Annotated in this window: 17 protein-coding genes; 12 read left to right on the forward strand and 5 right to left on the reverse strand. The window is 50.1% G+C overall.

All coding sequences use genetic code 11. From position 1 onward, the window contains the following. Positions 1 to 14: 14 nt before the first annotated feature. The 3 genes from LCH85_06195 to LCH85_06205 are packed head-to-tail and all read left to right on the forward strand — an operon-like array spanning position 15 to position 3,057. Positions 15 to 860, forward strand: coding sequence for a purine-nucleoside phosphorylase (locus LCH85_06195; GenBank protein ID MCA0351568.1), 846 nt, complete (start codon positions 15 to 17; stop codon positions 858 to 860). After that, positions 850 to 1,524, forward strand: coding sequence for a CAP domain-containing protein (locus LCH85_06200; protein ID MCA0351569.1), 675 nt, complete (start codon positions 850 to 852; stop codon positions 1,522 to 1,524). The genes LCH85_06195 and LCH85_06200 overlap by 11 nt, the downstream gene beginning before the upstream one ends. 9 nt (positions 1,525 to 1,533) lie before the next feature. After that, complete coding sequence (locus LCH85_06205; protein MCA0351570.1) at positions 1,534 to 3,057, forward strand: mechanosensitive ion channel family protein; 1,524 nt, start codon at positions 1,534 to 1,536, stop codon at positions 3,055 to 3,057. Here LCH85_06205 and LCH85_06210 read toward each other — a convergent pair whose 3' ends face one another. The 5 genes from LCH85_06210 to LCH85_06230 form a co-directional block, all read right to left on the reverse strand. After that, entirely contained in the window at positions 3,058 to 3,546 is a 489-nt protein-coding gene (locus LCH85_06210; GenBank protein ID MCA0351571.1) for an HIT domain-containing protein, read from the reverse strand. It lies immediately after the preceding gene. Between the two features lie 111 nt (positions 3,547 to 3,657). After that, complete coding sequence (locus LCH85_06215; protein MCA0351572.1) at positions 3,658 to 4,827, reverse strand: hypothetical protein; 1,170 nt, start codon at positions 4,825 to 4,827, stop codon at positions 3,658 to 3,660. Between the two features lie 316 nt (positions 4,828 to 5,143). Further along, a complete protein-coding gene (locus LCH85_06220) occupies positions 5,144 to 6,931 on the reverse strand; it encodes a hypothetical protein (GenBank protein ID MCA0351573.1) in 1,788 nt (595 codons plus the stop codon). Positions 6,932 to 7,153: 222 nt separating this feature from the next. Beyond that, positions 7,154 to 7,915 carry a hypothetical protein gene (locus tag LCH85_06225; protein ID MCA0351574.1) on the reverse strand — a complete coding sequence of 254 codons (762 nt, stop codon included), beginning with the start codon at positions 7,913 to 7,915 and terminating at the stop codon, positions 7,154 to 7,156. A gap of 150 nt (positions 7,916 to 8,065) precedes the next feature. Beyond that, on the reverse strand, positions 8,066 to 8,743 hold the full coding sequence (locus LCH85_06230) for a hypothetical protein (protein ID MCA0351575.1): 678 nt from the start codon (positions 8,741 to 8,743) through the stop codon (positions 8,066 to 8,068). A gap of 261 nt (positions 8,744 to 9,004) precedes the next feature. Between LCH85_06230 and LCH85_06235 the strand changes: the two genes are divergently transcribed. From LCH85_06235 to LCH85_06275, 9 genes are all read left to right on the forward strand, one after another. Then, positions 9,005 to 9,652 carry an ABC transporter ATP-binding protein gene (locus tag LCH85_06235; GenBank protein MCA0351576.1) on the forward strand — a complete coding sequence of 216 codons (648 nt, stop codon included), beginning with the start codon at positions 9,005 to 9,007 and terminating at the stop codon, positions 9,650 to 9,652. Then, positions 9,645 to 10,337: a heme exporter protein CcmB gene (locus LCH85_06240; protein MCA0351577.1), complete on the forward strand. Its 693-nt coding sequence runs from the start codon at positions 9,645 to 9,647 to the stop codon at positions 10,335 to 10,337. Before LCH85_06235 ends, LCH85_06240 begins: the two co-directional genes overlap by 8 nt. 26 nt (positions 10,338 to 10,363) lie before the next feature. Beyond that, entirely contained in the window at positions 10,364 to 11,326 is a 963-nt protein-coding gene (gene ccsA, locus LCH85_06245; GenBank protein MCA0351578.1) for a cytochrome c biogenesis protein CcsA, read from the forward strand. Further along, a complete protein-coding gene (locus tag LCH85_06250) occupies positions 11,323 to 11,547 on the forward strand; it encodes a CcmD family protein (GenBank protein MCA0351579.1) in 225 nt (74 codons plus the stop codon). The genes ccsA (LCH85_06245) and LCH85_06250 overlap by 4 nt, the downstream gene beginning before the upstream one ends. Continuing rightward, complete coding sequence (locus tag LCH85_06255) at positions 11,540 to 11,941, forward strand: cytochrome c maturation protein CcmE (protein ID MCA0351580.1); 402 nt, start codon at positions 11,540 to 11,542, stop codon at positions 11,939 to 11,941. Before LCH85_06250 ends, LCH85_06255 begins: the two co-directional genes overlap by 8 nt. A 58-nt stretch (positions 11,942 to 11,999) precedes the next feature. After that, entirely contained in the window at positions 12,000 to 14,345 is a 2,346-nt protein-coding gene (ccsA, locus tag LCH85_06260) for a cytochrome c biogenesis protein CcsA (protein ID MCA0351581.1), read from the forward strand. A 62-nt stretch (positions 14,346 to 14,407) separates the two neighbouring features. After that, positions 14,408 to 15,178, forward strand: coding sequence for a hypothetical protein (locus tag LCH85_06265; protein ID MCA0351582.1), 771 nt, complete (start codon positions 14,408 to 14,410; stop codon positions 15,176 to 15,178). A gap of 11 nt (positions 15,179 to 15,189) precedes the next feature. Then, complete coding sequence (locus LCH85_06270; GenBank protein MCA0351583.1) at positions 15,190 to 15,756, forward strand: redoxin domain-containing protein; 567 nt, start codon at positions 15,190 to 15,192, stop codon at positions 15,754 to 15,756. 38 nt (positions 15,757 to 15,794) lie between these two features. Then, positions 15,795 to 16,475, forward strand: a complete 681-nt coding sequence (locus LCH85_06275) for a response regulator transcription factor (protein ID MCA0351584.1) — start codon at positions 15,795 to 15,797, stop codon at positions 16,473 to 16,475. The last annotated feature ends 6 nt before the right edge of the window (positions 16,476 to 16,481 follow it).

Raw genomic sequence — 16,481 nt, forward strand, 5'->3', positions numbered from 1 at the left:
AAGGATTTCAATTCATGACCACCAATCGAACTCAAGCAATCGCTGGCGCAGTCGCCACCATTCGTCAATATACCGAGCGTGTACCCCAAGTTGGCATCATTCTTGGCTCTGGTTTGAGTCAACTCGTCGATCATATTCAGGATGCCGTAGTAGTTCCTTACACTGCGATTCCAGGCTTCGCACCTTCAGCGGTGCCAGGCCATCGCGGTGAACTTGTTTTAGGTGAACTCGGTGGGGTTTCAGTGCTGGCAATGCGTGGCCGCTTTCACTTTTACGAAGGCTATGCCATGGACGAAGTAACCTTGCCTGTGCATGTGATGCGAGCGCTGGGAGCCGATATATTAATTGTTACGAATGCTGCTGGTGGCTTAAATGCCAATTGGCAGGTTGGCGACTTGATGCGCATCAGCGACCATATTTTTATGCCAGGCATGGCGGGCTTTCACCCATTGCGCGGCCACAACGACGATACGCTTGGTCCACGCTTCCCAGCTATGCTCAACGCCTATGATCCTGAATTGGGTGCAATGGCCAAGGCCGCCGCTGAACGGGCTGGCGCAACGCTACGCGAAGGGGTTTATGCCATGCTGGCCGGGCCATCGTTTGAAACTGGCGCTGAGATGAACTATCTGCGCGGGGTTGGGGTTGACGCTGTAGGTATGTCTACCGCACCTGAAACGATTGTGGCTCGCTACCGTGGCATGCGCGTCTTGGGCATTTCGTTGATCACCAATATTGCCCACCCCGACGCACCACCAGCCAACCATGAAGAGGTGCTTGAGGCAGGCGAGAACGCTAAACCTATGTTCAGCGCGTTGATCACCGATGTGCTAAGCCAAATTGCTGCCTATGGCAAATAGTTTGCGTGGCTTAGGCTTATTGTTGGTAGGAATTATGATTGGCATGATCATTGGGGTGTGGTGGTTAGCGCCACGCCTCAATGGCACAATTATTCGCTTTGAGAGCGCTACCAATCCAATTGCTAGCCCTAGCGTATTGCCAACTCTACCGACGATCACGCCCAATCAAGCCCCAACGCCAAGCGCCACCAGCCCAGCCAGCCCAAGCAACTCAGCTAGTCCAGTTCCATCAGCAACCATCCAAGCAACTGCCAGTTTGACCAGTTCCGGTGACCTTAAACTTGATCTGTTAGCAGCGGTTAATCGCGAGCGCCAACAAACCAATTGTGAAGCCTTGGTTTTCGATTCGCGGCTACAAAGCATTGCCCAAGCCCATGCCGATGATATGGCTCAGCATGAAAAAATCGATCACGTTGGCAGCGATGGTCGGAGCTACAGTCAGCGACTTGAAGCGGTTGGCTATCAATTTATTCGGCGTGGCGAAAATATCTCAGCATGGTTTGCCACTCCGGTTGAGGTTGTAGCCCAATGGATGGACGAGCCAGTTGATGGGCCACATCGTGCCAACATCACTAATTGTGCTTATCGCCATGTGGGCATTGGCCTAGCCTACGTTGGCGACCACCCGTATTGGGTGCTTGACATGGCCGAACCAAAACCCTAACATGCACTTATGTTAAGCGTCATTGAGCATATCATTCAGCCAATGCTATGGGCAATTGGCACCTATGCAGTGTTGCGCCTGTTAATCCGGCTTGGTCGGCGCATTGGGCTGATTAGCGGGTTAAGCATCCTTGGCCAATTTTTGGCGCTTAGCAGTGCTGGCTTAATTGGCCTATGGTCGGATCAACAGCTTGAGCATTGGCCGCTGCTCACCAAAATGCTACAAACTACCATGACTGTTTCGATTATTGCGGTGGTTTTGCATATTGGCGATCAACTATTGGTGCGGCGTTTGGCAGCCGATGGCCGCCCCAACGCAATCCCGCGCTTGATGCGTGATATTGCGCGAGGGTTTGTGCTGCTCATGACTTTGTTGATTTGTATTGGCCATTTTTTCAAAGTGCAAATTGGCACGGTACTGCTCAGCTCGACCGTTTTTACAGCCGTGGTTGGCCTTGCCTTACAAGATTTGCTCAAAAATGTGATTGCTGGGATTGCGCTGCAAATGGAGCGGCCTTTTATGCCTGGCGATTGGATTTTCATCGATGTGCAAACTGGCTATGGCCGCGTTTTGGAGATGAGCTGGCGGGCGATTCGGGTCAAGCCGCGTGATGGACAGGTCGTAGTCATTCCCAACACGATTATTGCCCAACAACAAATTATCAATATGAGTGCAACTGGGTTGCCTGTGGCCATGCGGGTTGCAGTAACTGTCGATTGTGTGCACCCGCCGATGATGGTGCGCGAATTGTTGAAAGAAGCAGTGCTTTCCAGTCGTGGGGTCGTCGCCCAGCCTGAACCATTTGTGTTTGTGCGCAACTACACTGCGTTTTCGACGACCTACGAAGTTAAATGTTGGATCAGCAACTACGATGATTTTCCCCAGTTGCAAGGCGATGCACTCAGCCGAATTTGGTATGTGTTCCAGCGTCAAGGCATTCACTTTGCCTCAAACGAAATGGTGCTGACCCGTCCTGAACAAGCGAGTCGGCAACGTCGCCTCGATTACACCCCTGAGCAAATTTTCGACCGTTTGCGGCGAATCAAGCTGCTCGATGGCTTGCACGAGCAAGAATTGCGCTTTTTATCAGAGAATGTCGAAATTCGCTTATTTGAACGCGGCGAAATTCTGGCCCATCAAGGCCGCCATGAACATATTTTGTATGCAATCACGCGCGGCAAAGTACGGGTTGAAGTTGCGCATGACGATCAGCCGGCAATTGTCGTCTCGTACTTAGGCGCTGGCGATGTGTTTGGCGAGCGCGGCATGTTAATGGATGAGCCACGTTCGGCCAGCGTGATTGCCGAGGAAGATACCCGCACAATTGTGATCGAACGCCACGATTTAGCTCCGTTGTATGCCAAAAATCCCTCATTGGCTGAACGTTTGGGGGTGATGGTAGCCGAGCGCCAACAAGCCACCCACAATTATCTAGAGCAGCAACGCTCGGTCAACCAAAACCCCACGCCCTCGCCTGCCGCCCGCTCAATCACCGAGCGCATCCGCGATGTGCTGCTCGATTTAAGCAAATAACTACAACGCTTGAAAATGACCAACTAAAGCTGCGTAAGTATCATCCATGGCTTCGGGAATGAGCTTGACCCCGCCGATTAATGGCATAAAATTGGTATCGCCATTCCAGCGTGGCACAATATGCATATGCAAGTGCTCATCGATGCCCGCGCCAGCTGGCCGCCCCAAATTCATACCCAAATTGTAGCCATGCGGGTTCATCACAGTACTCAAAATTGTGGCTGAACGTTGGGTCAAATGCATAATTTCGGCAGCAGTTTCAGCAGGCAAATTGGCAAAATCATTAGTATGGGCATAGGGCACAATCATCAAATGACCTGGATTATAGGGGTACAAATTCATTAGCACATAGCTATATTGCCCGCGATAAAGCACATGATTTTCAGCATCGTTTGATTCTTCATGTTTGACGCACAGCACACAGCGCGAATCTTTGGGCGTTTCACCTTTGACAAACTGTCCGCGCCATGGTGTCCATTTAATCTCCATTACGACCTCCAAAAAGCCAAAGAACCAGCGCCATTGTAGCCGAGAATTGCTGTTTAAATGCCAACCGATCGCCCTAACGACGATCGGTTGAGCCTTGTTTAGTTGGAAGGTTTATCGGTTTTTGACGAACGGAATAAAGAGTTTATAGGGTAGACCATCGTGTACTTGCACATTAATGGGATTACGGGCGCTCGTATAACCAAACGTCCAGCGATCACCAATAAGCAACTCGCCGAAGGCTTGGCCATTGATTGTTAATATCCCCGGAGCCATCGCCCGTAATGTAATCGCTGAACACTGGGTCGGATGTTCAGAATAGCGACATGGCATGGTCAATGGTGGATCAAACTGGGCCAACTCGCTTGCACTAAGCGTGATTTCCATTTGAGGTCCGCTGATATTCTGATAATCGACGGTCATGGTAAAAATATCGCCAACCTGGACTTGGCTTGGGGCACTCAACAGCAACTTAGGTGCTGCTGCTGGTTGACAAGGCACAGGGGTGATGATCGGTGTAGAACTCGGCGATGGGGTTTGGGTTAAATCAGGAACTCGCTGACCAACGACGGTTGGTGTAGATGTATAGGTTGGCTGGACTGTGACCGTAGGCGTTAATGTGGCAGGCACACAAGTTGGGGTTGGCACTGGTGTGCCATTTGGATCAATAACATTAATCGTCAGCGGAGTTCGTGCCGCTGCTGAGCTCCAATACCAACCATTATGAAACGATTCACCTCGTGCATCAGCATTGATAACCAAGGTACCAACGCTAGTAGCTCGCAACGTAATACGCTCACAGCGGGTTGGGTGGCGATCATATTGACATGGCATGAGTAGTGGTGGGTCGAATCGCGCCAAATTCGCATCATTAAACCAGATTCGCGTGTGTTGCATACCAATATTTTCATAGGTAATCGATAAAGTGAATAATTCGCCAACATTAACTTGGCTTGGTCCGTTGAGAAATAATGTCGGATGCACATAGCAAGGATCGACATTGGGTGTTGGAACTGGGGTTCGGGTTGGAGTTAAGTTTGGTATATGCGCCTGAACGCTACTCTCGAGTGGATAGTAGGTTGGACAGATAACACTCGGTGTCGTGGTAGTAGTATTAGTTGGTGATGGTACTATAGTACTACTTGTTGCAATGGGAATTTCGCTTGGGGTTGGGGTTTCAGTTAATCCTACTTTGGCACTTGTTGATCCAGGGTTTTTAGCGACAGCAAAAGCAAATAACACTGCACATAAACCAACTAACAAAGCCAGCCGCCTGTTACTCATAGAAGTTTCCTCGATTCCGAATAATAATCCTAGACTCTTAGTATTGACTATCGGAACTATGCTTGCTATAGGACTAATGGCCCAAAAATAAACTTATTTACAACTATCGTTATTTTTATTCATTAAGCAAGCTTTTACGGCTACTTTGCAGCATCAAATTTCTGGCACGCGCTTTGAAACCGATCTATCACCACGTTAATATCCATTAAAATCTCCCAAATCTAAAGAACTATCACTTCTAACCTTGAAGAAATATGTTTAAATGCCAACCGATCGCCATAACGACGATCGGTTAAGCAGGCTTGAACTCAGCAGTTTATTGGGTTTTGACGAACGGAATAAAGGCTTTGTGGGCTAAAACGCTGCGCACTTGCACATTAATAGGATTCCGTGCATGAGCACTGCCCCAAGCCCAACCACCACCAGAAATTGGTACTTCGCCATTTGCTCCGGCATTAATTGTAATCGTACCAGGCGCAACCGCCCGCAAACCAATCGTGCGGCAATGGGTTGGGTGCTGGTTGAATTTACATGGCATCGTCAATGGTGGATCGAATTGGACAGTTCCGGTTGGGCTGAGTGTGATTCCAGTATACGGCACGCCAATATTGACATACTGAATTGTCAAACTGAATGCATCACCAACATTGACCAATGGCGGCGCACTCAAAATCAATTCTGAAACAATTGGCGTAATGGTCGGACTACCACGGTTTGGCGTGATCGTTGGGGTTCCGATACACGTGCTACCACGCATCGCCAAGTTGGTTGGGCATGGAGTCGCTGTTTTAGTAGTCGTTGGGGTTGGCGTGCACGGCACTTGGGTTGTTTGCACGCGATTGCTATTCAATGGTTGAGCGGTTGGCGTGAAACATGGTGCCGTTGGGAAGGTCGGCGTTGCGGTTGAAGTTGGCGTTGGCGTACACGGCGCTTGGGTTACTTGGGGTGCTTGCTTCTGAGTTGGCCGTGTGGTTGGCGTATAGCATGGATAGCTTGGGAAGGTTGGAGTTGGCGTGCCAGTCTTCGTTGGGGTTGGGGTTGGCGTACATGGTACTCGGGTCGTTTGCACACCATTGCTATTTAATGGTTGTGGCGTTGGCGTGAAACATGGCGCAGTTGGGAAGGTCGGGGTTGGCGTAAAGGTGGGTGTGCCATCACCCGCCACAATATTTACATACACAGGATTACGTGCCCGTGCCCCACCCCACATCCAGCCGCCATCAATAAACAATTCACCAGTTGCCCAGGCATCAATCGTTAATTCACCGACGGCAGTTGCCCGCAAACGAATTTGGGTACAATGGGTTGGATCTTCGAAGAAATCGCAGGGTATGACTGATGGCGCTTCAATTTGGGCCAAGCCATTGGGGCTGAGGCTAATGCCAGTATCTGGCGCACCAATATTCACATAATCAATCGTTAGCGTAAAGACATCGCCAACTCGGACTTGGCTTGGGGCACTCAACAGCAACTCGGCATATGAGGCTTGTTGGCATGGCAGAGCTGTTGGTGTTGGTGTGCGAGTTTTGGTTGGAGTTGGCGTGGCTGTCGCCTGACCTGCTGGAGTTGGGGTATAGGTTGGCAACATCGTAGCCGTTGGGGTTCGGGTCGCAGGCACACAGGTTGGCATAGGAGTTGGCGTGGCCGTCGCATTCGGATCAACGACATTGATCCAAATTGGATTACGCGCTTGGGCACTGCCCCAAGCCCAACCACCGCCAGCAATCGGCACTTCGCCTGTTGCCGATGCAGAAATTTCTAACATTCCCTCAGCCGTTGCCCGTAATGTAATTGCACGACAACCTGTCGAATGTTCATTGTACTTACAGGGCATCGTCATCGGTGGATCAAATTGAGCCAGATTGTTCGGACTCATGGTGATCGTGGTGTAGGGCAGACCAATATTGACATACTGAATCATGATCACGAACAGTTCACCGACTTGGACTTCGGTCGGGCCGCTCAGAATTAATTCTGAACGAATGGGCGTTGGAGTTGGCGTTAATAACGCCTTGGCACTTGTTACTTCAGGTCGTTTAGCCACAGCAAAGCCAAGCAACACTGCACACAAGCTCACTAACAGGGCCAGCCGCCTGTTATTCATAGGGGTCCTCCTCTAAATTAGATTAATGGGCCTAGGCTGTTAAGTATTCACCAACTAGGACTACTCCTGCTATAGGACAAATGGCCCAAAAAACAAGCTATCTAGCAATATAGATATTAAAAATCATTAAAGAAGCTCGCTAGCAATAATGAATTTAAATTGAATTAAACAGCAACCGATCGCTGTGGTAGCGATCGGTTGCTGTTTAATCAACTCAGCAGTTTATTTTCTCGCCAGCGGAATAAAAATCCGATATGCTAACACGTCGCGCACTTGAATCGAAATTGGGTTTGAAATAGCACTGCCCCAAGCCCAACCACCACCAGCAATTGGCACTTCACCTGTAGCGCTAGCACTAAGGTGAAGCGAGCCTGCGGCAATTGCCCGCAACCGAATAGTGCGACACTGGGTTGGATGCTGATTGAATTTGCATGGCATGGTCAATGGTGGATCAAATTGCCCAATTCCACCTGACCCATTGGTGACCCTCGTATAGGGCATCCCAATATTGATATACTGGATCGTCAGGGTAAAAACATCACCAACATTGACCAGGTATGGCGCACTCAAAAACAAGCCTGAAACAATCGGCGTAGCCGTTGCAGTGCCATTGATTGGTGTGATAGTTGGGGTTCCGCTACAGCTACCGCCGTTGATTGCTAAGTTCGTTGGGCATGGCGTAGCAGTTTTGGTAGCGGTCGGGGTTGAAGTACGGGTTGGTATGGCATTGTTTGGCAGAATATTGATATGAACTGGATTGCGAGCATACGCATATCCATCCTCCGCCTGTTGACCATTAATGAAAACCAAGCCAAAAGCACTAGCATCGATCGTTAATTCACCTGCGGAAGTCGCCCGCATGGTTATTTCTTCACACGAAGTAGGGTGCGAGAATCGTTGGCAAGGCATTGCTAGCGGCGGATCAAACATCGCTAAATCATTCGAGGCGCGGCTAATATCGATGGTATAAGGGGCAATATTCACATAACTCATTCTCAACGTAAAAATATCGCCAACCTGCACTTGGCTTGGTGCCTGTAACACCAACTCGGCATATGAGGTTTGGTAGCATGTCAAGGGGGCAGCAGTTGGGGTTGGAGTACGGGTTTGAATTGGGGTCGAAGTGGCTGTCGCCTAACCAGCCAGGGTTGGCGTATTTGTCGGTATATTTGGGGTTGGAGTGCTGGTAGCAGGTACGCAGGTTGGCACAGGCGTAAAGGTTGAAGTTGGCGTTGAATTCCAATCAATAATATTAATAAAAACTGGGGCTTGGGCTTCAACCCAAATGAAGTGCCAATTACCATTGTAATAAGCTTCGCCTAATGCCACGGCATCAAAATTAAAAACCCCTACATTAGTAGCTCGTAGGGTAAAACTACGACACTGGGTGCTATGGTATTCAGCAATACAATACTCATTCATTGCTGGCTCAAAATGGGCTAAACCGCCATCATTAACCCAAAGCGAGGTTGAGGGTAAGGCTAGATTGATATACTCAATTGAGATGGTGAATAGCTCGCCAACCTCGACCTGACTTGGTGCTGTGATAATCACCTTTGGCTCGACAAAACAGGGATCATTTGGAGTTGCAGTAAAGGTTGGCCTTTCGGTCACTGTTGGCTGCTGCCCAGTAGGAGTTGCAGTAGCATTTGGTCGAATTCCTTGGGTTGGTGTTGGCAGATTTACCGCGCAGGTTGGACCAACTGGTGCGGTTGGGGCCATCGTACTACGCGTAACAAGTGAATCAATACTTTGATTATGGGTTGAGGGTAATAATCCGTTGGCGTTGATTACTTCGGAGCGTTTAGCCATAGCAAAGCCAAGCAATATCGTGCACAAGCATACGAACAGGATTAACTGCCTATTATTCATACGTTCCTCTCTATAAAACTGATTATTGGGCCTAGCTCTCTAGTATCACACGATGAGGACTAATCCTGCTATAGGATAAATGGTCTATTAATGGAACTATCTATCAATATAGATATCAAAGATCATTAAAAGATCCTAACGCGAAATAGCTTGCTCACAAGCGTCAAACGGCCAAGCGGCTATGATACAATAGACTCTGTGATGAATCGAACAGATGCGGCGCTACAACTGAGCTGGCACGAGCTTGCCAAAACCTACAGCACCCGCCCGGTCTACGACCAGTTGGCGGGCGAATTGCATAGTGGCGAAGTTTTGGCAGTGCGCGGCCCAAATGGCGCTGGCAAATCGACCTTTTTGCGCTTGCTCTGCGGCCTCGAACGGCCAAGCGCTGGTACAATTCGCTATCAGTGGCAAGGCCAAACCTACAGCCCAAACACCATGCGCCCATGGATCGGCTTTGTTGGGCCGGATGTCGCTTTGTATCGTGAATTAAGTGCGATTGAACATTTGCAATTTTTGGCCAAAGCCCGTGGTTTAGCCGCCGATCAAGTTTATTGGCACGAATTGTTGGCCCAAGTTGGCTTGGCTGGGCGCGAGGCTGAACGGGTCGCCCATTTTTCATCGGGCATGGCCTTGCGTTTGAAATATGCAATCGCGCTTTTAGCCAAGCCACCAGTGCTGCTGCTCGATGAGCCAACCGCCATGTTCGATGAGCATGGTCGCCAATTTGTGGCTCAGCTGGTTGAACAACAACGCCAGCATGGCCTAACCATTTTGGCCACCAACGATCAGCGCGATGCTGCTTGGGCAGATCTGGTTTTGACGGTAGGAGTGGCGGCGCGTGGCTAAACCAACATTATGGCAAGCTGCTTGGGCAGTCGCCTACAAAGATTTACAAATCGAGCTGCGCACCCGCTATGCCTTGAATGCCATGGCCTTGTTTGCAGTCACGACCGCGGTGATGGTCAGCTTTCGTTTGGGACCATTGGGCCTGAGCCGTGATCCGCGCTCGGCAGCAACCTTGGCCGTGCTCTTGTGGATTGCGATCTTTTTTGCGGCAATGAATGGCTTGGCTCGCTCGTTTGTGCGCGAGGAAGAAGCGCATACTGCAACCTTATTACGCTTAAATGTGCCAGCGTTGGCAGTCTATTTGGGCAAACTCTTGGTCAACTTGTTGATTTTGGCCTTGCTCGAAACGCTGGTTACCCTGCTATTTATTGGTTTGTTGAATGTCACAATTGCCAAAGTTGGCTTGTTTCTGGCGACGCTCAGTTTAGGCGGAGTTGCCTTGGCTGGAGCAACCACTATTTTAGCAACTTTAGTCGCCAAGGCCGATGGCAAAGGCTCGTTATTTACAATTTTGGCCTTTCCCTTGGTGCTGCCATTATTGATTATCGCGGTTGAAACAACCGAATTAGCGCTAAGCGGCGGGACATGGGGTTCAGCTGGCAGCGGTTTGCAACTGCTGGCGGCCTATACCATCGCTGAACATGTGGCCGCGCTCTGGCTGTTTGAACGAGTTTGGGAAGCCTAAAACTCTACTGGTGGGAACAATTAAGCATGCTTGCGACAACCTTTAAGTGGTTTACTGGAATTTGGCTAGCATTGGTCACTGTAGCAATGTTCTTGTGGGTGCCGGCTCACGAGGGCTTGGGCAATGTTGGACGAATTGTGATTGTGCACGTGCCAACAGGCTGGCTAACCAGTGTAGCCTTTTTGTTTTCGGCAATTTATAGCTGGCGCTACTTGCGCAATGGCCGTGCTCGTGACGATGCCTTGGCCTTGGCTGCGGCAGAATTGGGCTTGATTTTTAGCATTCTGGCCACCGTAACTGGCTCGATGTTTGCCAAAGTAGTGTGGGGAACTTACTGGAATTGGGACCCACGCGAGACCGCGATCGCTGCATTAATGTTGATTTATGCGGCCTATTTTGCCTTGCGTACCTCGATTGAAGATCGTCAACGCCAACGCTACCTTGGCTCGATCTATGCCTTGCTGGCGTTTGTAGCTGTACCATTTTTGATCTTTGTGATTCCCCGAGTCACCGATGATACGCTGCACCCCAATTGTGCAATTTTGAATACGCCCAATTGCCAAGGCATTCAATTAACTGAAAATGGGCGAATTATTGGCACAATTGAGGATTTCAAGGTTGAATTGCTGGGCATCGAGCAACAAGCTGATCTAACGGTTGCCACGGTCAGCATTTTATCGAATGGCACAAATTACACCCTTAAACCGTCATTTAATCGGGCGAGCAATAAGCCCGAAGCAATTGAGCGCTTGCCCGAAACCTTGCGCGATGTGCAAATCAAGCGGTTAAGTGGCGAGCTAGGCAATCAAACGGTTGAAATTGCGATTGCCAACACCGGCAATATTGGCCTGCTAACCGAGCAACGCACCTTATTAACCTTCTTTGCCAGCTTATTTGGCTTTACGCTGCTGTTTTTCTGGCTCTGGTGGTTACGCGCCGATGTGCTCGATATCAACGAACAATTAGTACAACAAGGAATGACGATATGAATGGATTAACCGACCCCGGCTTAGCCATGTATGTGGCAGCGGCGGTAACCTTGGTGGTTTGGCTAGGCATTTTTGCCTATTTGCTGAAGATTGATCGCCAAGCCAAAGCCTTGCGCCAAGCCCTGCAAGAACGCCAAGCCGATCCAGCCAATCAAACCAGCAATGCCGCGATTCGTCCAGAACGGGTCAACCCAGAACGAAAGGAGACCAGCAATGTCTGAAGTTAAACCGCGTTTTCGCTTAAAACCACTCCATCTCGTGGGGATTGCCTTGTTGCTGCTGGCGGGTTGGTTGGGCTTTACTTCAATGGGTGATTCGCTGACTCCCTATGTCAATGTGACCGAGGCCAAAGCCAGCGGGCGCAATGTCCAAGTGATGGGTTACCCGCAAAATCAAGGCACGGTTGAATCGGGCACATTCCGCTTTACCATGCGCGATGAAATGGGCCAACCAATTGAAGTGCTGTATCGCCAGCCCAAGCCAGGCAACTTTGATCAAGCGATCAGCGTGGTAGCAATTGGCGCATTCGATGAAAGCCAAGGCATTTTTGTAGCCGACGATTTGCTGGTCAAATGCCCATCGAAGTATCAAGAAGATACCCAAGCTGCCAAGTAGGTCGCAAGGCTGGGGTTTGTGCTAACTTCAGCTATCAATCCAAACCAGAGGATCATCCATGAATTTGTTTATGTTTGGCACGTTGCTGCTGGTTGTGGCGTTAGTTGCCGCTTTCACCGCCACCACTTCATATACATTGCTAATTGCAGGCCAGCGCACCGCCTTGAGTTGGGGTCGTTGGAGCGTGCGGATCGCCGCAGTTTCGATCCTTGTGGCTTCGCTATTGCTCTTGGCGTTGTTCTACTTTGGGCGCTATGAGTTCGATTATGTCTACAACTACTCATCGAACGATTTAGAGCTACGCTACAAACTTTCGGCGCTCTGGGCTGGTCAACAAGGTTCATTTATGATTTGGGCCTTGGTTGGCTTGTTGGCAGCGCCGTTGTTGCTACGCCGCTCACGCGAGTTTGAGCCGTTTGTGCTCATGCCCTTGATGGCGGTGCAAGTGGCAATTATCAGCTTTATGTTGATCAATAATCCATTTGCCCTGCGCTTCGATGTTGCCAAACAAATCATCTATGCAGAAGATGGGCGCGGCTTAAACGAGCTGCTGCACAACCCATGGATGGTCATTCACCCGCCGATTTTGTTCTTGGGCTATGGCTTGTTGGCAATTCCCTTTGCCTATGCCATCGCTGGGCTGTGGCGGCGCGATTACGATGGCTGGGTCAAAGCAGCCTTGCCTTGGACAATTACCGCATGGGTTGTGCTGACGACTGCATTAACCCTTGGCGGCTATTGGGCCTACGAAACCCTCGGCTGGGGCGGCTATTGGGCATGGGACCCAGTGGAGAACTCATCGCTCTTGCCATGGCTAACTGTAACGGCCTTGCTCCACGGGATGTTGGTGCAACGCGCCCATGGTGGTTTGCGACGGGCCAATTTTAGCTTGGCAATTGTCACCTATGGCTTGGTCATGTATGCCTCATTCCTCACGCGTTCGGGCGTTTTGGGTGATTTTTCGGTACACTCATTTACCGAAGATGGCCTTGGCACGACCATGGCAGCGGTTTTGGTGGTTGGCTTAGTGGTTTCACTGGGCATCTTCTTCCAGCGCTGGCGTGATGTGCCAATCAGCAAGCTCTCGGAAAGCCTATTTTCGCGTGATAGTTTGTTTGTGCTAGGCATGTTTTGTCTGGTAATTATCACACTGATTGTGGGTATTGGCACATCGATGCCGCTGTTCTCTAAAACGCCAATTTTGCGTGATGGCCTACGCACAACCTTTGCCAAAGCTTTTGATGTTGCTGCCAGCCAAGATGGCCGCTTTAGCTTGCAACCAAGCTTTTTCCGCACGGTCACACCGCCGTTTGGCTTGGTCGTGATTGGCTTAATGACGATTGCCCCATTGCTTGGTTGGCGCGGCGGCAACATGCGCAAATTTATTTTTGCCCTACGCTTGCCAGCAATTTTGGCAGTGGTTGCCACGGTGATTGGCCTGTTGCTTGGCGTTCGCAAACCACTCTCACTGGCCTACCTTGGGCTGGGCAGTTTGGGGCTTGGGGTCAATATTTTGATGATCGTGCGGACTGTGCGCGGCGGCTGGATGCGCATCGGCGGCTATGCAGCCCATATCGGCGCAGCCCTGCTGGTGATCGGCTTCGTCGGCTCGTCGGCCTATAGCTCACCCGATATCAACATGACCATTCCCTTAAACACCACTCAAACCGCCTTTGGTCATAAAATTACCTTCGAAGGCTACGCAACCCGCACCAACAACCAAGGAGCCGAAAAAGGCGTGATCGATTTGGCAGTGCAACGCGGTGATGGCGAAGTCCAAGATGCTGCGCCACAGTTGTATCTCAACCCTCGCGATGGCCAATGGATCAGCAATCCAGCGATTATTCGCGAATGGTGGGGCGATTTGTATATCTCGCCTGGTAAATATTTGGCCGCTAGCAACCCTAATTTATTGACCTTGGCGCAAGGCCAAAAAGGCAGCGTCGGCCCCTATAGTTTTGTGTTTCAAAACTTCGATTACAGTTTGCCCGAAGGCCACACTGGTGCTGAAACCCAAACCGACGAGATTACAATCAAAGCGCGGTTAACCTTCTATGATGAGGCGGGCAATGCCACGACGATCGAGCCAGGCTTACGCGCCGTCGCCAACGTTGGCAACCAACCCGAGCCTTACACCTTGGCCGATGGCAACCAAGTGCTGATTTCAGCCTTGAGCCTGGAAAATCGCCAAGTAGAATTGCAAATTGTTGGGCTTGATTTACCAGTCTTGCCTGAACGCGCTGATATTTTTGTCAGCACCAAACCAGCAGTCGGCTTAGTTTGGGTTGGCACAGTGGTGATGACGCTTGGTGGATCGTTGGCGGCCACACGGCGCTTTATCGAACATGCTACCAAACGTCGTGCCCAAGCTAGCCTGCCTGAGGCCGCTACCCAAGCCGCTTAATCAATTGTAAACGCTACGGATGCAAGCAACCTTTGCATCCGTAGCTAGCGAGTTTAAACAGAATGTCGGAACAACCCGATGAATTAGATTATCGTCCGCTGCCCTCGCGGCGTGGCAATCCCACAATTAAACCCATTGATGTGGAACGAGCAGTGCGTTGGCGCTGGCTGAATGGCTGGTTAGTGTTGGTTATTACAACCGCACTAGTAATTAGCGGAACTGGCGGCTTAATTTGGCTCAATACTCGTCCGCCAGCCGAGACCACCCCGCAACAAATGCCGCTCTTTGCCTCAACCATTTTGAGCGAAATTAGCGACCCAAATGTGCGCGATCAACTGCTGGCGCTTGATGCGAGCACTGCTCAAGCCCAAAGTGTGATCAACCAAAACCCGCGTGATCCTAATGGCTGGATTATGCTCGGCCATGCCCATTATGATTTTATTCAGATGATTTATGAGCATGCCCCCAACGGCCAAGCCTATGTGCAAAACCTCAGCCGTTGGATTCAAGCCAGCGATGCCTATTCGCAAGCCTTGGCCTTGGATAACTTCCAACCGCTGATTCGTTCGGATCGGGCGGTGGCCTTGGCACGCTATGGGCTTGGCTTCGGCAACCCCTTTTATAGCGAACAAGCCCTCGCAGAAGCTGAAACCGCCTTGGCCCAAGATGATCAGACCTTGCTGGTGTTGCTGAATGTGGGGCGCGTTTATGCCTTATTGCCTGAACCACGCATGGCTGATGCTGAGCGTTTATGGCGAAAAGTTATTGAACTTGGCCCAACCAGTTTGCAGGCCAAATTAGCCGAAAGCCTGCTTGATGGAGCCAAGCCCTAGGAGCAATCATCATGACCAGCGAATCTGAAACTAGCGTCAAGCAAGGCCTTTCACGCAAAGAATGGCTTTGGCTCGGCGCAGGCATTGTCGTGGCGATTATCGTTATTGCGACAGTGGCAATCTTAACGAGTGGCGGTAGTAAGCCGCAAACCGTGGTTGGTATCGATCGACCAGTACCTGATATGGTGCTCAAAACGGTTGACGGTGGCAGCTTTAATCCAGCAGAATACAAGGGCAAACCATTAATTATTAATTTTTGGGCCTCGTGGTGCGAGCCATGCAAGGAAGAAATGCCCGCTTTGGTGCGCACAGCCGAACGCTATGGTGATAAAATCGCCGTCGTTGGCATCAACCTAACCGATCAAGATAACGATCAAGAAATTCGGCGCTTTATTCAGCGCTACGCCGTAACCTACCCGATTGCGCTTGATAACGAGCGCGTTGCCCAACAAGCATTTGGGATTTTTAATATTCCTGTTACTTTTTTTATTGATTCTGAAGGCATTATTCGGTATACTCGGATTAATGCGATTACAGAGTCTGAGATGGATCATGTATTATCGGAATTATTGCCCTAAAAAATCGGGTTAGTGTTTTTGGAGAGGATCTCTCACTTATGGAACAACCGTTAATTTTAGTTGTAGACGATGAACCCGATGTTGCCCAGTTGTTGTCGTTGCAATTGACCATGGAAAAATATCGGGTTCAAATTGCCTACGACGGTCCAACCGCCATCGAGTATGTCCGCTCACTCACACCCGATTTAATTATCTTGGATGTGATGTTGCCTGCCATGGACGGCTACGAAACCTGCCGTCGAATTCGCGAGTTCAGCAATGTGCCCATTTTGATGCTGACCGCCAATATTCAAGACCAACAAATTGTCTCAGGTTTGGATAGTGGGGCCGATGATTATGTCACCAAGCCCTATAGCCCAAGCCAATTGTTGGCACGGGTTCGGGCTTTGTTGCGTCGGATTCCACCGCAACGGCCAATTATCACCGCAGGCGAAGGCTTGATGGTGCTGGATCGCCAACGCCGCGAGTTGAAAGTCAAAGATAAGGTGATCGATCTCACGCCAACCGAATATCAATTGTTGATTTTGCTGGCTGATAGTGTTGGTCAAGTGGTGCCGCACGAAAAATTGCTTGGCTCGATTTGGGGCAGTGGCAAAGAATCAGATCACGATTCGCTGAAAGTCTATATCTGGCATTTACGGCGTAAATTAGAGGACAATCCCCGTCAGCCGAAAATTCTGCTGACCGAATGGGGTGTTGGCTATCGCCTAGCTGAGTAACCTGGT

It is taken from the genome of Chloroflexota bacterium (assembly GCA_020161265.1).
GTDB lineage: Bacteria > Chloroflexota > Chloroflexia > Chloroflexales > Herpetosiphonaceae > Herpetosiphon.

Bases quoted from the DNA above. Each gene is read 5' to 3' on its own strand.
- LCH85_06195 (MCA0351568.1), top strand. From the start codon at position 15: ATGACCACCAATCGAACTCAAGCAATCGCTGGCGCAGTCGCCACCATT.
- LCH85_06200 (MCA0351569.1), top strand. From the start codon at position 850: ATGGCAAATAGTTTGCGTGGCTTAGGCTTATTGTTGGTAGGAATTATG.
- LCH85_06205 (MCA0351570.1), top strand. From the start codon at position 1,534: ATGTTAAGCGTCATTGAGCATATCATTCAGCCAATGCTATGGGCAATT.
- LCH85_06210 (MCA0351571.1), bottom strand. From the start codon at position 3,546: ATGGAGATTAAATGGACACCATGGCGCGGACAGTTTGTCAAAGGTGAA.
- LCH85_06215 (MCA0351572.1), bottom strand. From the start codon at position 4,827: ATGAGTAACAGGCGGCTGGCTTTGTTAGTTGGTTTATGTGCAGTGTTA.
- LCH85_06220 (MCA0351573.1), bottom strand. From the start codon at position 6,931: ATGAATAACAGGCGGCTGGCCCTGTTAGTGAGCTTGTGTGCAGTGTTG.
- LCH85_06230 (MCA0351575.1), bottom strand. From the start codon at position 8,743: ATGGCTAAACGCTCCGAAGTAATCAACGCCAACGGATTATTACCCTCA.
- LCH85_06235 (MCA0351576.1), top strand. From the start codon at position 9,005: ATGAATCGAACAGATGCGGCGCTACAACTGAGCTGGCACGAGCTTGCC.
- ccsA (MCA0351578.1), top strand. From the start codon at position 10,364: ATGCTTGCGACAACCTTTAAGTGGTTTACTGGAATTTGGCTAGCATTG.
- LCH85_06250 (MCA0351579.1), top strand. From the start codon at position 11,323: ATGAATGGATTAACCGACCCCGGCTTAGCCATGTATGTGGCAGCGGCG.
- LCH85_06255 (MCA0351580.1), top strand. From the start codon at position 11,540: ATGTCTGAAGTTAAACCGCGTTTTCGCTTAAAACCACTCCATCTCGTG.
- ccsA (MCA0351581.1), top strand. From the start codon at position 12,000: ATGAATTTGTTTATGTTTGGCACGTTGCTGCTGGTTGTGGCGTTAGTT.
- LCH85_06265 (MCA0351582.1), top strand. From the start codon at position 14,408: ATGTCGGAACAACCCGATGAATTAGATTATCGTCCGCTGCCCTCGCGG.
- LCH85_06270 (MCA0351583.1), top strand. From the start codon at position 15,190: ATGACCAGCGAATCTGAAACTAGCGTCAAGCAAGGCCTTTCACGCAAA.
- LCH85_06275 (MCA0351584.1), top strand. From the start codon at position 15,795: ATGGAACAACCGTTAATTTTAGTTGTAGACGATGAACCCGATGTTGCC.